This is a genomic window from Bradyrhizobium sp. USDA 4353 (assembly GCF_054063215.1).
In genome coordinates, this window is the sequence record NZ_JBSSGB010000001.1 from 6,951,521 (window position 1) to 6,967,080 (window position 15,560).

The 15,560-nt window shown below is 64.7% G+C and carries 14 protein-coding genes; all 14 read left to right on the top strand.

The genetic code is table 11. The features are described from left to right. Window positions 1-8 precede the first annotated feature (8 nt). The 14 genes from ACVILH_RS31305 to ACVILH_RS31370 all read left to right on the top strand — a co-directional run bounded on the left by ACVILH_RS31305 (window position 9) and on the right by ACVILH_RS31370 (window position 15,540). Window positions 9-1,196, top strand: coding sequence for an ABC transporter substrate-binding protein (locus ACVILH_RS31305; protein WP_456716340.1), 1,188 nt, complete (start codon window positions 9-11; stop codon window positions 1,194-1,196). Between the two features lie 81 nt (window positions 1,197-1,277). Further along, window positions 1,278-2,006 carry a LamB/YcsF family protein gene (locus ACVILH_RS31310; protein ID WP_456716341.1) on the top strand — a complete coding sequence of 243 codons (729 nt, stop codon included), beginning with the start codon at window positions 1,278-1,280 and terminating at the stop codon, window positions 2,004-2,006. Between the two features lie 33 nt (window positions 2,007-2,039). Next, window positions 2,040-2,282, top strand: coding sequence for an acetyl-CoA carboxylase (locus ACVILH_RS31315; protein WP_456716342.1), 243 nt, complete (start codon window positions 2,040-2,042; stop codon window positions 2,280-2,282). 15 nt (window positions 2,283-2,297) lie between these two features. Next, the gene (locus ACVILH_RS31320; RefSeq protein WP_456716343.1) at window positions 2,298-3,695 is read left to right on the top strand and encodes an acetyl-CoA carboxylase biotin carboxylase subunit; all 1,398 of its coding nucleotides are present in this window, start codon (window positions 2,298-2,300) and stop codon (window positions 3,693-3,695) included. A gap of 3 nt (window positions 3,696-3,698) precedes the next feature. Continuing rightward, window positions 3,699-4,574, top strand: a complete 876-nt coding sequence (locus ACVILH_RS31325; RefSeq protein ID WP_456716344.1) for a 5-oxoprolinase subunit B family protein — start codon at window positions 3,699-3,701, stop codon at window positions 4,572-4,574. Next, window positions 4,564-5,544 carry a 5-oxoprolinase subunit C family protein gene (locus ACVILH_RS31330; protein ID WP_456716345.1) on the top strand — a complete coding sequence of 327 codons (981 nt, stop codon included), beginning with the start codon at window positions 4,564-4,566 and terminating at the stop codon, window positions 5,542-5,544. The genes ACVILH_RS31325 and ACVILH_RS31330 overlap by 11 nt, the downstream gene beginning before the upstream one ends. Window positions 5,545-5,688: 144 nt before the next feature. Continuing rightward, window positions 5,689-6,648 carry an AraC-like ligand-binding domain-containing protein gene (locus tag ACVILH_RS31335; RefSeq protein ID WP_456716346.1) on the top strand — a complete coding sequence of 320 codons (960 nt, stop codon included), beginning with the start codon at window positions 5,689-5,691 and terminating at the stop codon, window positions 6,646-6,648. 82 nt (window positions 6,649-6,730) lie between these two features. Continuing rightward, complete coding sequence (locus ACVILH_RS31340) at window positions 6,731-8,110, top strand: aspartate aminotransferase family protein (RefSeq protein WP_456716347.1); 1,380 nt, start codon at window positions 6,731-6,733, stop codon at window positions 8,108-8,110. Between the two features lie 174 nt (window positions 8,111-8,284). Further along, complete coding sequence (locus ACVILH_RS31345) at window positions 8,285-10,309, top strand: hydantoinase/oxoprolinase family protein (protein ID WP_456716348.1); 2,025 nt, start codon at window positions 8,285-8,287, stop codon at window positions 10,307-10,309. Between the two features lie 4 nt (window positions 10,310-10,313). Continuing rightward, window positions 10,314-12,293 (top strand): hydantoinase B/oxoprolinase family protein, encoded by a 1,980-nt coding sequence (locus tag ACVILH_RS31350; RefSeq protein WP_456716349.1) that lies wholly within the window; start codon window positions 10,314-10,316, stop codon window positions 12,291-12,293. Between the two features lie 1,017 nt (window positions 12,294-13,310). Next, entirely contained in the window at window positions 13,311-13,634 is a 324-nt protein-coding gene (locus tag ACVILH_RS31355) for an FAD:protein FMN transferase (RefSeq protein WP_456717127.1), read from the top strand. 54 nt (window positions 13,635-13,688) lie between these two features. Beyond that, window positions 13,689-14,066: a hypothetical protein gene (locus tag ACVILH_RS31360; protein WP_456716350.1), complete on the top strand. Its 378-nt coding sequence runs from the start codon at window positions 13,689-13,691 to the stop codon at window positions 14,064-14,066. A gap of 348 nt (window positions 14,067-14,414) precedes the next feature. Continuing rightward, a complete protein-coding gene (locus ACVILH_RS31365) occupies window positions 14,415-15,053 on the top strand; it encodes a PRC-barrel domain-containing protein (protein ID WP_456716351.1) in 639 nt (212 codons plus the stop codon). Window positions 15,054-15,120: 67 nt separating this feature from the next. Then, entirely contained in the window at window positions 15,121-15,540 is a 420-nt protein-coding gene (locus ACVILH_RS31370) for an RNA polymerase sigma factor region1.1 domain-containing protein (protein WP_456716352.1), read from the top strand. The last annotated feature ends 20 nt before the right edge of the window (window positions 15,541-15,560 follow it).

Here is a 15,560-nt window from a genome sequence, read left to right on the forward strand (position 1 = left end):
AAAGCGTGATGCGTGTGACGAAGTTGGCGGGAGGGCTCGCCGTGCTGGTGGCGCTGTGGGGCGCGCCGTCCCAGGCGGCCGACGAGATCGTCGTCGGTTTTGCGACCGCGGCGTCCGGCTTCATGCAGGCCTATGACAAGCCGGCGCAGGATGCGGCGATGATCCGCATTGACGAGATCAACAAGGCCGGCGGCCTGCTCGGCAAGAAGATCAAGGTGGTCACCGCAGATACCAAGACCGACCAGGCCGAAGGCGCCAAGGCCGGCCTCGCCGTGCTCGACCAGGGCGCGGATCTGGTGGTCGTCTCCTGCGACTACGATTTCGGCGCGCCCGCCGCCCTGCAGGCGCAGGCTGCCGGCAAGGTCTCGTTCTTCCTGTGCGCGGAGTCCGTCAAAGCCGGCATCCAGGGCGTCGGCCCGTTCGCCTTCTCGGCTTCCGTGCTCGCCGCCGTGCAGGGCGCCAGCATGTCCGAATGGGCCTACAACAAGAAGGGCGCCCGCACCTTCTACCGGCTGCTCGACAGCTGGACCGTCTACAACAAGGGCATCTGCGACGGCTTCGACTGGCAGATGCCGAACCTGAAGGAGGCCAAGCTCGTCGGCAGCGACACCTTCAAGAACGATGACGCCTCGATCGCGTCCCAGATCACGCGAATCAAGAGCCTGCCGAAGGAGCCCGACGCCATCATGCTCTGCACGATGATGCCGGGCGCTGTCTCGGCGGTGAAGCAGATCCGCGCCGCAGGCATCAAGTCGATGATCCTGAACGGCTCCAGCATGGACGGCAGCTACTGGCTGAACGCGATTCCCGACCTGTCGAATTTCTACGTCCCTGTGCAGGGCTCGATCTACGGCGACGATCCCAATCCAAAGGTCAACGAGTTCAACAAGAAGTACAAGGAGAGCACTGGCGGCGACCCGTCCAGCCAGTACGTCTATCCCGGCTACGTCATGATCGACGTCTGGGCCAAGGCGGTTGAGCGCGCCAAGACGACGGACGCCGAAAAGGTGGTCGCCGAGCTCGAAAAGATGAACAACGAACCCACTTTGTTCGGGCCGCGCACCTTCACCAAGGAGCTGCACCACCAGAACCAGGGCCGCTATCTCATCATCGGCACCGACAACGGTAAGCCGAAGGTGGTCGACGAGTGGACGATCTCCACCAAGATTCCGGTCGACTACCTCGTCTCGAAATAAATCACGGCGGCCGCCGCGAAGACCCGCCGCGGCGGCCGCTCGCCGCAATTCAGCAAGCCTAACCGGGAGGACGAAGGGGCCATGGTCACCATCAATTGCGACATGGGCGAAGCCTTCAGCATCTACAAGCTCGGAGATGATGAGCGCCTGATGCCGCTCATCGACGTTGCCAATGTCGCCTGCGGCTTCCATGGCTCGGACTTCAACCACATGCGCAGGACCGTCCGGCTCGCCAAGCAGCACGGCGTCAAGGTCGGCGCCCACCCCTCGCTGCCCGACCTGCAGGGCTTCGGACGGCGCGAGATGAAGATCGGCCGCGAGGAAATGACCAACTGCATCCTCTACCAGATCGGCGCGCTCAAGGCGTTCCTCGACGCGGAGGGCTTGCCGCTGAACCATATCAAGCCGCATGGCTCGCTGTATGGCATGGCCTCGCGGATCGAGGAGATCGCCGAGGCCGTCGCCGACGCCGCCGACGTCTATAAGGTGCCGCTGTTCGGCATGAAGGGCACTCTGCACGAGACCATCTATCAGCGTCGCGGCCACACCTTCGTCGCCGAATACTACGCGGACCTCGACTATAATCCGGACGGCTCGCTGATCGTGACCCGCGAGCATGACGCCAAGGACGCCCCCGAGGCGGCATCGCGCTGTCTGCGCGCGATTACCGACGGGATGACCCGGACGGTCGCCGGCAACGATGTCCCGACCGGCGCCGATTCCATCTGCGTGCATTCCGACACGCCGAACGCCGTCGAGATCACGCAGGCCGTGCGCAAGGCGGCTCATTCCTATCTGCCGGCGCGCTGACGCGGCCGACCAAACATCACCCACGAGGACCTCATGGCCATCCAGCAAATTCTTTCGCCGCTGCCCGGCATTTTCTATCGCAAGCCCGCGCCCGACCAGCCGGTCTACAAGGACGACGGCGACACCGTCACGGAGAACGACACGATCGGGCTGATCGAGGTGATGAAGTCGTTCAACGAGGTCAAGGCCGGCGCCGCCGGCAAGATCGTGCGCTTCCTCGCCGACAACGAGGATGCCGTCATGGCGGGGCAACCGATCGCCGAGATCGAGGTCTGAGGCGCTCTGGATTCCATGACGATCAAGAAGCTTCTCATTGCCAATCGCGGCGAGATCGCGGTCCGCATCATCCGCGCGGCCCGCGAGCTCGGCATTCCCACTGTGCAGGTCTACAGCAAGGCCGACGCGGATTCGCTCGCCGTGCGGCTCGCCGACGAAAGCGTCGAGATCGGCCCGGCGCAGGCGTCGAAGTCCTATCTCAAACAGGAGGCCATTCTCGACGCGGCGAAGTCGACCGGCGCGGACGCCATCCATCCCGGCTACGGATTTCTCGCGGAGAACGCGAGCTTTGCGGCTGCCGTCGAGGCCGCCGGCCTGATCTTCGTCGGCCCGACGGCGCATTCCATTCGCCTGATGGGCGACAAGGTGGCGGCGCGCGCGGAAGCCGCCACGGCTGGTGTCCCGACCGTTCCCGGCAGCAATGGCCGGTTGGACGGTGTCGATGCCGCCTTCGCGCTGGTCGAGCGCACCGGCTTCCCCGTGATGATCAAGGCGGCCGCCGGCGGCGGCGGTCGCGGCATCCGCGTGGCGCGCTCGGCCGAAGAGTTCGCCCATCTGATGCCGCAGGCGCAGGCCGAGGCGCTCGCCGCCTTCGGCGACGGCGGGCTGTATGTCGAGAAGCTGATCGAGGGCGCCCGCCACATCGAGGTGCAGGTGCTCGGCGACGGTCACGACGTGATCCACTGCTTCGAGCGCGAATGCTCGCTGCAGCGCCGCCGCCAGAAGGTCTGGGAGGAAGCGCCCTCGCCTTCGCTCGCTCCCGCGGTGCGCGAGAAGCTCTGCGCTTCCGCCGTCGCGCTCGCCAAGGCGGTGCATTATCGCGGCGCCGGGACGCTGGAATATCTCTATGACGATCGCAGCGGCGAGTTCTACTTCCTTGAGATGAACACGCGCATCCAGGTCGAGCATCCCGTCACGGAGATGGTGACCGGGATCGATCTGGTGCGCGAGATGATCCGCATCGCCGGCGGCGAGCGGCTGCGCATCCGGCAGAACGATGTGCGCCTGAAGGGACATTCGATCGAGGTCCGCATCAATGCCGAGGATCCGGCAAAGGGATTTGCGCCCAATCCCGGCACCGTCGCCGCGCTCGGCATTCCCGGCGGCAATGGCGTGCGCTTCGACAGCATGCTCTATCCCGGCTACACGATCCCGCCGTTCTACGACAGCCTGCTCGGCAAACTGATCGTACACGATGAGGACAGGCCGAGCGCGATCCGCCGGCTTACCCGTGCGCTCGCCGAGTTGACCATCGAGGGCGTGCTCACGACCAAGCCGCTGCACGAGGCGCTCGCGCGCGATGCCGACGTGCAGGCCGCGCGCTTCCACACCGCCTGGCTCGAGCCATGGCTCGAAGCGAACGCGGCCCATCTCAGCCCCACATCCGTCCCGCCCGCAACAGGAGGCCAGTAGCCCATGAAGACCAGATTTTCCTTTGGTGGCGACGAGCACATCTTCGCCGAGGTCGACGAGGCGATGTCGCTGGAGGCGTTCTTCAAGAGCCTCTTCATCACCAACGCCGTGCGCGAGGCCAAGATCAAGGGCGTCACCGAGATCTGTCCCGCCAACGCCTCCTATCAGGTGAAGTTCGATCCCGACGTGATCAAGCCCGACGATTTGCTCGCCGAGCTGAAGCGGATGGATGCGGCCGCGGACAAGGCGGAGCCGGTGATCGCCACCCGGATCATCGAGATCCCCGTACTCTACAACGATCCGTGGACCCATGAGACCCTGATGCGGTTCAGGGAGCGCCACCAGGATCCGACGGCGACCGATCTCGAATATTCGGCGCGCATCAACAATCTCGACGGCGTCGATGCCTTCATCAAGGCGCATTCCAGCGCGCCCTGGTTCGTCTCGATGGTCGGCTTCGTCGCCGGCCTGCCCTTCCTCTATCAGATGGTGGAGCGGCAGCGGCAGATCCAGGCGCCGAAATATCTGCGACCGCGCACCGATACGCCGAAGCTGACGATCGGCCATGGCGGCTGCTTCAGCTGCATCTATTCGGTGCGCGGCGCCGGCGGCTATCAGATGTACGGCGTCACGCCGATGCCGATCTACGATCCCAACCAGACCATCAGCTATCTCCGCGACTTCATGTGCCTGTTCAAGCCCGGCGACATCGTGAAATGGAAGCCGATCGATCGCGAGGCCTACGACACCGCCGTCGCCGACGTCGACGCCGGACGTTTCGCGCCCATCATCCGCGACGTCTCGTTCTCGCTGGCCGAATTCAATCGTGACATCGACGGCTACAACCGCAAGCTCGAGGGGGTTCTCCATGGTCATTAAGGTTCTCAAGCCTGGCCTGGCGACGACGGTCCAGGACCTCGGACGCCCGGGCTACTATCACATCGGCATCCCCCTGTCGGGCGGCATGGACCGGCACGCGCTGATCGCCGCGAACCTTCTCGTCGGCAATGCCGAAGGCGCCGCCGTGCTCGAAGCCGTGTTCATGGGGCCCGAGCTCGAATTCAGCGACGATGCCGTTGTTGCCGTGACCGGCGCGGAGCTGCCGCCGAAGCTCGATGGCGTGCCGCAGGAGACGTGGTCGTCCTTCAAGGTGAAGGCGGGGCAGAAGCTCGCCTTCGACTTCCTCAAGAAGGGCGCGCGGGCCTATATCGCGGTGGCCGGCGGCATCGACGTGCCCGTCGTGCTCGGCTCGCGCTCGACCTACGCGCTCGGCGCGCTCGGCGGCTTCAAGGGCCGCAAGCTTGAGGCCGGCGACGAGTTGCCGGTCGGCGCGGCCACGGCCACGCCCAAGGAAGGCCGCAGCATCGCGGCCGAGCTGCGCGGCCTTCCGGCCGGCATGCCAGTCGAGCTGCGCGTCATGCCGGGCCTGTATTGGCATCGCATCACCGAGGCCGCCGGCATCGGCTTCTTCAGCGACACCTGGAAAGTCGCGCCCGAAGCCGACCGCATCGGCTATCGCTTCAAGGGCGGCAAGCCGCTCGAATTCGTGCCGCGCGAGCCGCCGTTCGGCGCCGGCTCCGATCCCTCCAATATCACCGATGCCTGCTACCCCTATGGCTCCATCCAGGTGCCTGGTGGCACCGAGCCGATCGTGCTGCATCGGGACGCGGTGTCGGGCGGCGGCTATTTCCAGGTCGGCGCCGTCATCTCCGCCGACATGGATCTGATTGGTCAATTGCAGCCGAATACGCCGGTCAAGTTCATCAAGGTCGATATGGAGACCGCGCTCGCGGCACGCAAGGAGAAGGCTGAGCTGTCCGCGAAGCTGCGATCGGCGCTGATGACGTAGCTCGTCATGCAGACCGCGATGGCCCCGGGGGCCCGATCTTCGTCGCAGCGCCACAACGGCGCTGCCAATCTGGTGCGCCCGCATGGAGCACCGGACAATTAGACGACGCCTGCCGACGTTGCTGTTCCCCGAGGAGTGCATGCGATGCGGACGAGTTTTACGACCAGCGATGTTCCCCGCCCCGGCCGGCATCAATACTGGCAGGACGTCGTCTCGCGGACCTATTTCCCGCTCGATCTGCGCTTCGCCAATGGCAGCGCACTCGACGGCCATCTGCAGGCGTGGTCGCTCGGTCCGCTCTCGGTGTCGCGCAACGTCTCCGACGGCCTGCTCTACCGGCGCCATCCCCATCATCTCGTCGCCGAGCGCGAGGAGAGTTTTTTGATCACGGTGCCGGACCGCGGCGAAATCCGCTTCGTGCAGGACGGCAAGGATGTCCGCTGCTGTCCCGGCGCCTTCCTCGTGGAGCGCAGCCATTTGCCTTACGAGTTCAGCCATCGCGAGCCGGCCGCGCTCTGGGTGATGAAGATCCCGAGCGCGGTGCTGCGCACCCGAATCGCGGCTCCGGAGCGGCTGGCCACCCTGCAATTCGACGCCACACGCGGGGTCGGCGCGCTGTTCGTCGACACCCTGCGCATCGCTGCCATGCGCCTCGACGAGATGAGCGATGCCGCGCGCGCCGTGACCGGCGCGCATCTGCTCGAGCTGCTGGCGATGGCGGTCGAGGCCGATGAGCGCGTGCTCACGGGCCACGCCTCGCCGACCCGCAATGCGCATCTGCATCGCTGCGAGCAGTTCATCCGGACCCATTTGCAGGACGTCCGGCTGGCGCCGCAGTTGGTGGCCGATCGCTGCGGCATTTCGCTGCGCTATCTGCATCAGATCTTCGAGGCCGAGGGCATCACGGTGTGCAGCTATATCCGCAACCAGCGGCTGGCGGCGTGCGACGCGGCGCTGCGCGACCTGCGCTGCCGCGACAGCATCGCCGACATCGCCTATCGCTGGGGCTATGGCGACCAGGCCCAGCTCAGCCGCCATTACCGCAGCCGCTTCGGCCGCTCGCCTAGCGAGGCACGCGCCGCCTATCGTGCTTCCGCCCCATGAAGACCTGCCCATGAAGACATTATGGTTTTCGCGCCGATCGCGTTAGACTGCCCGCTTCCGCCACCAGAAAGTCCCCTCCTCCATGCGCACGAACTCCCTGCAGAGCAAAGACATCGCCCACCAGATCCATCCCGCGACTAATATGCGGCGGCACGAACGCATCGGGCCGATCGTGATCGACCGCGGCTCGGGCATCTATGTCTATGACGACGAGGGGCGCGAATATATCGAGGGTCTCGCCGGGCTGTGGAGCGTGGGCGTCGGCTTCGGCGAGAAGCGCCTGGTCGAGGCGGCGACGCGGCAGATGGCCAAGCTGCCCTACTACCACATCTTCGCGCACAAGACGCACGAGCCCTCGACCCTGCTCGCCGAGAAGCTGGTGTCGATAACGCCGGCCAATCTGAAGCACGTGTTCTTCACCAGCTCGGGCGGCGAAGCGAACGATTCCGCGATCAAGTTCGTCTGGTACTACAACAACGCGCTCGGCCGGCCCGACAAGAAGAAGTTCATCGCCCGCCAGGGCGGCTATCACGGCATCACCATCGCCGCCGGCAGCCTCACCGGCCTGCAGGCCAATCAGCGCGGCTTCGATCTGCCGCTGCCGTTCGCGCGGCATCTCACCTGTCCGCACTACTACCGCTTCGGCCTGCCCGGCGAGAGCGAGGAAGCGTTCACCGAGCGGCTGGCTAGGGAGTTCGAGGACCTGATCCTCAGCGAGGGGGCCGATACGGTGGCCGCCTTCATCGGCGAGCCGCTGATGGGCGCCGGCGGCGTCATCGTGCCGCCGGTGAACTACTGGCAGCGCATGCAGGAGGTCTGCCGCAAATACGACGTGCTGGTGATCGCCGACGAGGTCATCAACGGCTTCGGCCGGCTCGGCACTTTGTTCGGCTGCGACAGTTTCGGCATCAAGCCGGACATCCTGGTCTGCTCCAAGCAGATCACCTCGTCCTACCAGCCGCTCGCCGCGGTCCTGATCAGCGACGAGATGTATCAGGCGATGGCCGACCAGTCCGACCGGCTCGGCACCTTCGGCCACGGCTATACGGCCAGCGCTCATCCGGTCGCGACCGCGGTGGCGCTGGAGAACCTCGCGATCATCGAGGAGCGCAACCTCGTCGCCAATGCCGCCGAGGTCGGCGCCTACCTGCATGAGAAGCTGGCCCGCTTGGCCGATCATCCGCTCGTCGGCGAGGTCCGCGGCCGCGGCCTGATCGCCGCCGTCGAGCTGGTCGCCGACAAGGCGACCAGGGCCCGCTTCGAGCCGGTCGGCAAGGTCGGTCTGAAGTTCTTCGACACCGCCCATCAGCACGGCCTGATCATCCGCAATGTCGGCGACAGCATCGCGATCTGCCCGCCGATGATCATCACGACCGCCCAGGTCGACGAGCTGCTGAAGCGCTTCAAGGCGACGCTCGACGACGTCACCAGCTGGGTCGACTCCGGCATGCCGGACGCCTGAGCCCTCGTCTGCATGTGCCTTCGTCCCGTCGCGGGGGCGAAGGCACATGTGCTTCAGCGCGATGCCAGCGCGCGACTGCACGGAGGTACAAATCATTCTGCGCTGAGCGCCAAGCCGCTTTGCGGCGAGGTGTCTACGATCTGCACGATCTGACGTTCGAAGGAACCGTTTATCGTGCAGCACCTCCGCGTGGCCGTCGACGTCGGCGGCACCTTTACCGACATCTGTATCATGGACGAGGTCACGGGCCTGATCCGCGTCGAGAAGACGGCATCGACCCGCGATCCCATCGACGGCATCATGGGCGGTGTCGCCAAGGCCGGCGTTACCCTCGCCGACGTCGCGCTGTTCTCGCATGGGACGACGGTGGCGACCAACGCGCTGATCACGCGGCGGCTGCCGCGCACCGCCGTGGTCACCACCAAGGGGTTTCGCGACGTCATCGAGATCCGCCGTGCCAACAAGGAGGATCTCTGGGACACCTACAAGGACGTCGTGAAGCCCTACGTGCCGCGGCGCGACCGGCTGACCGTGCCCGAGCGCGTCGATGCCGCCGGCCGCGTGATCGAGCCGCTCGACGTCGAGGCCGCGCGCGAGGTCGCGCGCATCCTCAAGCGCCGCAATGTGGCCGCCGTCGCCGTGTGCTTCATGAACGCCTATCTCAACTGCGAGAACGAGCGCGCGATGCGCGACATCCTGCGCGAGGCGATGCCCGACGTGCCGGTCTCGATCTCCTCGCAGGTGCTGCCGGAGATTTTTGAGCACGAGCGGTTTTCGACCACCGTTGCGAACGCCGTCGTCAGCCCCGTGGTGGTCGACTACACCTCGAGGCTCGGCGAGCGTCTCGCCCATGACGGCTACACCCGCGATCTCCTGCTGCTGCACACCGGCGGCGGCGTGATGACGCCGGCCAGCGTCAAGGATTTTGCCGCCCGCCTCGCGGGCTCCGGCATCGCAGCCGGCGCGATCGCCAGCCGCACCATCGCCAGCCTCTGCGGCTATCCGAACTCGATCGGGCTCGACATGGGCGGCACCTCGACCGACGTGTCGCTGGCCTATGAGGGCCAGTCGCGCGTCACCAAGGACTGGTATGTCGAGTTCGGCTATCCGATCCGCTTCGCCTCGATCGAGGTGCTGACCATCGGCGCCGGCGGCGGATCGCTGGCCTGGACCGATCCCGCGGGCTCCTTGCGCAACGGCCCGCAATCGGCCGGCGCCTATCCCGGGCCGGCCTGCTACGGCAATGGCAATCCGCAGCCGACCAACACCGACGCCAGCGTCACGCTGGGCCGGCTGGGCACAAGTCTGGCGGGCGGCAAGGTGATGCTGGACCCCGCGCTGGCGCGCCAGGCGGTGGAGGATGGCGTCGCCAAACCGTTCGGGCTCGGCGTGCACGAGGCGGCGGATGCCATTCTTAAAGTGGCCAACGCCAACATGTCCGACGCCGTCCGGCTGATCTCGATCAGCCGCGGCTATGATCCGCGCGACTTCGCGCTGGTCGCGTTCGGCGGCGCAGGCGCGCTGCATGGCGTCGACGTCGCTCGCGAGCTCGCCATTCCCATCGTGATCGTCCCGCCCAACCCGGGCGTCACCTCGGCGCTCGGCTGCCTGCTCGTCGACATGCAGCACGACTTCTCGCAGAGCTGCATGGTCGATGCGGCTACCGCCGATCCTGATGCCATCGAGGCGCAGTTCGCCGCGATTGAGAAGGAGGCGCTGGATCGCCTCACCCATGAAGGCGTCGCGCCTGACAACATCGTCCTGCAGCGCTCGATCGACATGATGTATCGCGGCCAGTGGCGCTCGCTCGCGGTCAATGCGCCGCGGCCGCTGGGAGCGATCCAAGATCTCGTCGCCAGCTTTCATGTCGAGCACCAGCGCGAATATAATTTCCGCCGCGACAGCGCGCCGGTCAGCTTCTTCCGGCTCAACCTCAAGGCCGTCGGTATCGTGCCGAAGGCGGCCTTCGCCGTGCACGCGCCAACCGGGGTCACCCCCGAGCCGGTCGCAAGGCGACCGGTCTGGTTCGAGGGCGAGGCGCATGACACGCCGGTGTTCGAACGCGAGCAGCTGCCGTGCGGCTTCAGCTTCCGGGGTCCTGCCATCGTCGAGCAGATCGACGCCACCACCGTGGTGCCGCCAGGAGCTAAGGCCGAGGTCGACAAATATCTCAACATCATCATCCGCGTGAAGGAGTGAGGCCATGACCAAAGATTTGGCGCTCGATCCCGTGACCTTCGAGGTGCTGAAGAACTCCTTCATCACCAGCGTCGACCAGATGGGCGAACAGGTGCTGCGCACCTGCTACTCCTTCGTGATCTACAATCATGACTTCTCCAGCGCGCTGCACGACGCCAAGGGCGAATGCGCAGCGCAAGGCAATCAGGACATCGCCGTCCATGTCGGCACGCTGCACTTCACCTGCAAGGAGGTCATGCGCCATTTCGAGGGCGACATGCACGAGGGCGACGTGTTCGCCATCAACGACCCCTATGCCGGCGGCACGCATTTCTCCGACGTCAGGCTGATCCGGCCGATTTTTGCCGACGGCGAGATCATCGCGTTCAGCCAGTCGAACGGCCACTGGTCCGATGTCGGCGGCAGCGTGCCCGGCTCGTTCGACGTCGCCGCGCGCGAGATGTTCCGCGAAGGCCTGCGCATCACGCCGGTGCGGCTGTTCGACCGCGGGCGCTTCTGCAAGGACGTCGCGCATCTCATCGCCTCCAACACCCGCGATCCCGCGTCGATCATCGGCGACATCCAGGCCCAGGCGCAGGCCACGCAAGTCTGCGAGCGCGAGATTCTGCGGCTGGTCGGCAAATATGGCCGCGACACCGTCGAGACCGGCCTCGCCGCCGTGCAGGACTATGTCGAGCGCTCGGCGCGCCAGCGCATCGCAGCGCTGCCGGACGGCACCTGGGAGACGGTGGATTTCATCGACCGCGATCCGGCCGGCGGCGAAGGCATGATCCCGATCCGGATCAGGATGACCATCAAAGGCGACCGCGTGACTTACGATTTCACTGGCAGCCATCCGACCATCGGCTCGATCTACAACTCCGCCTTCGGCGCCACCTTCTCGGCCGTCGCCGCCGGCATGAAGACGTTCTTCCCCGATCTGCCGCTCAACTCCGGCTTCTACCGCTGCTTCGAGATCATCGCTCCCGAAGGCTCGATCGTCGACGCCAAATGGCCGATCGCGGTCACCGGCTTCCTGATGCCGTTCGAGAAGATCATGAACTCGATATACGAGATGTGGTCGAAGCTGATGCCGGATCGCGCGCTCGCCTGCGCCTTCAATCTCGAATATCTGCTCACCGGCGGCCTCGACGGCCGCACGCCGGACAAGCCGATCTTCATGTTCTACGACTGGCTGCCCGGCGGCTGGGGTGGCCGCAACGGCAAGGACGGCAGCAACGTCACCACCGCCTGCTTCGGTACCGGCTTGATGTCGCAGCCGATCGAAGGCCAGGAGCGCGCCAACCCGATCCTGACCACGGCCTGCGAGATCCTCACCGATTCGCCCGGCCCCGGCCGCTGGCGCGGCGGCGCCGGCGTGATGAAGAGCTCGCGCATGCTCGAGGCCGAGAAGACCGTGATCTCCTACATCTGCGACCGCGAACGCGCGGTGGTGTGGGGCATCGAAGGCGGCCTGCCGTCGATGCCGCATGGCCTCACTTTGCGCCGTGCCGGCCACGACAGCTTGGAGCGGCTCGGCTCGATCTTCTCCGACGTGCCGATCGGCGCTGGTGACGAGTTCTCGCGCCCCACCGCCGGCGGCGGCGGCTTCGGGGACCCGCTGCTGCGCGATCCCGCGGCCGTGGTCGAGGACATCAAGGACGACTACGTCTCGGTGGCGCGCGCCGCCAAGGATTATGGCGTGGTCGTCAGGACGATCGACGCCGAGCTCTGCGAGTACGAGGTCGACATGCCCGCCACGCAGGCGCTGCGCGAGCACATCCGCGCCGAGCGCATCGCCAAAGCCAGGCTCGATCCGGAGGTGGTTGCCGCGCGCTACCGCAAGGGCGAGCTCGACGCGATGGACGCGATCCGCCAGCATGCCGTCATCCTCGATCGGGACAGCGGCGAACTGCTGCCGGAATCGACCCGCCAATTCCGTGAGGTGTTCGAGCGGCGGTCTGTGGCGCTTTGGCGATCAGAGGGTCCAACGTCCACCACTTAGACGACCAGAGATTGCTGGATGATCGAACGCTGCGGCGACAATTCATGGTTCCCTCGAGCACCGCGCTCAGTGCGCCTCACGCGGGCACCTTGGTCTAGCGACTCGCTGCGGAGAAAAGCGCTTGGAATCGATGCGCATTCAGAATGGAAAATCCGCTTCGTCGTAACAAACTGTTTCGCAAGACTAGCCTGGCTGGGGCGGGAGGGATCGAACCTCCGAATGGCGGAATCAAAATCAGTCTGATTATTCAATGATCTCAATGCGTGTTTGGAAAAAATGGCCGTATTGGCTACCAAGATTATCAATAGCTTAGCTGGCATTTCCAAATTGGATTTAGATCAAGGCAGTCGGCTAAACCCACCATAATGGGGGCGCCGTTGTCTTACCGGAGGGCGGCTTTGCCGATTTCGCGCGTTAACCGTGCGCCGCAAGCCGCCGCAGTTTTTGCCGAGGTCACACATGCGTGAGCCTTCAACGTAAACTCTCCGACAAAAGATCAGGGAGGCCCAATCATGGGTGGCGACACTCGCGTGCCGCCACATGAGGTGTCGGCCGGCACCCACCTCCGCACCCTTGGGCCGCTTGGCTGCCATGAATCCCGCTTCCCTTCGCACGGGAGAGGTCCAAGGTTCGATCCCTTGTGCGCCCACCATTAAGCACCGGAATTCAATAGCTTAGCAGACCGTTTACCTAGCGATGTGCCCCCGTTTTCATAGGCACAATCAGGGCACACTCAAAACTTCAGCGATCGGGTTCATCGCGTTGCTCTCGATTCCGGCGAGCCCACCTGCTGGACGATCAAGCAAAGACGCTCCGCTACCTGAAGCATGCGATTGGGGCCACCGACCCGCGCAACCTGGCCGTCGCGGCCAGGGCGTGGGCGTGCAGCACAGTCTCTTCGAGATGGGCGAGGCTCGCACGATCGGAATGCGGCCCGATGACAGGCGTTGGAGGTCGTGATCGGAGACCCACAGAACTCCGATCGAGCTGCCGCGATCCTTCCTCGTCGATCGCACGATATCGACCTCAGGTGCGGATGGTTTCCGCTTCGATGTGGACGGCCAGTTCGACCGTCTGTTCGATCCGAAAATCGGCCGCTGCGCCGAGCTGCATATCAGCTTCAGCACGGTCGCTCGAGATGCCACTACGGCGGATGCTTTATCGACGGCCGTCAGCCTGATGGCCGAAGCGGAGATTTGTGCCTTGATGCCGCGAACCGATTTGCAGCGTGTTCACCTGATCGATGCACCCGGCGTCGCCGTCGACCTCGTTCGTGATCTTGGACACGAGGACAGAGGGCGTACGGTGTCGTACGAACCGGCTGGCTCCGCTCAGAACTGAGATGCGACATCACAGTTGAATTCGCAGGACCACCTGCCACTGGGAGACAATTGAATGTCCACGAGACTGACGGCGTCATCACTGATCATTCTGGCGATGCTCCAAGCTCCGAGCTTCGCGCAGGGCACCGCGAGCACTGCTCAAAGCTCCGCACAAGGCAAGCAAGCCTCCACCCAAACTACTCAGACCCTGCCCGACGAGATCAAACAACGGCTGCAAAAGCAGGGGTTCAATGACGTCAAAGTGGTTCCTGAGTCGTTCATCGTGTCGGCCAAGGACAGCAACAACGATCCGGTAACGATGGTGATCGGCCCGCATTCCGTGACCATGTTCGCGGACATCGAGAGCCAATCGGGAACGACGGGTAGCACGACCGGCTCGTCTGGCACTCACGCCGGAAATGCCACTGCTCCACAAAGCAGCAAGCAATAGGGACTAATGACAATTCGCTATGCGACGCGTCGATCTGCGGGCCGGCAGAATTGATCCTGCTACCCGCGGATCGTCTTGACTTAATCCGACTCACCAGCCGCCTGGAAGCGCCCGGACGCAGTCGCGCCCCTTCAAGCCTATTGACGGACATCACGCATCCTCGCCTGCTGCCGCCTTCTCATGCGGCAAGACCGAGTGCGGACCACCGGGCAGCAGTCGAATGCACACGAAAGTCCAGTCGGCGCAGGCTCTGTGAAGCATCGTCCAACTCAGCTTGACGCAAATTAATGCAACCACGCCGAAGACATCGTCGTTGTCGGCGTGCAGCAACCAACAAAGGAGGATCACATGAAATCGCTGTTGCTTGCAGGCGCCGCCCTGGTCGTCTTGGGCCCGGCCGTCATGGCACAAGCGGTCGACAATCACGCCGACCTGCGAGGCAATCTGTCACAGATGCTGCAGAAATCCGGCTACACGGACATCCGGGTCTCGCCATCCTCGTTCTTCGTTCGCGCAAAGGATCAGAACGGCAACCCGGTCGTCATGTCGATCAGCCCAGACCAGTTCACCGAAGTGACGGCCGTCAACGATACGAGCCAGTCTGCCGCGGCGAGAGCGCCGACGACCAATGCTGATAGCGCCGGACAGACGTCGAGCACGACCGCGACCTACGTGACGGTCCCGTCGCAAGCCGAGTTGAGCTCGAATCTAGTCGGGCTGGATGTCTACAACAGCAGCAACAAGGACATCGGCGAGATCAAGGACATCGCGCTCGACCAAAACGGTCGGACGGCGGCCTATATCGTGTCGGTCGGCGGATTCCTCGGCATGGGTGAGCACTATGTCGCCGTGAAGCCGTCTGCGGTGAAGATCACCTACGACGGAGGCCAGAAGAAATGGCATGCGAGCATGAATGCCACCGCAGACCAGCTGAAATCCGCTCCCGAGTTCAAGTACCAGGGCAAGTGGAACGCAGACCACGCATAGGCGTGAAACGGCTCGTGATGACCGGCGGCGCCGCGCCGCCGGCCTCACCTACATCGAGGTACGTGTCGTGCAGGACCCGACAGAAACGACGGCTCTACAACGGCTGCTGGCTCTCGGACGCGAACGCGGCGTGCTGACCGCGGATGACCTGAAATCACGGCTGCCGATCGCGGAGATGACGGAGCGGGATCTCGCCGGCGTCATTTCAGTGCTGGAAGATGCCGGCGTGCCAGTGGAGATAGACGCGCCAACACTCCCCGCATCTGGATGGCGTGGACAGCCGATCCAGGACAGTACCAGCGCCATATCCGGCCAGGCGGCGCGTTCCTCCAGCCCCGATCGCCTCCGCGGCCCTTCGGGCAATAACGACCTTCAGGTGGTCGTGCCAGATGACCAGCCACGCGGCCGAACGGGCCTTATCGTGTTGCTCGCGGGTGCCATGAGCTGCGGCGTTCTGCTATTGGCGGGTTGGCACTGGCACTGGTGATCTCGCTGCGGCTTATGATC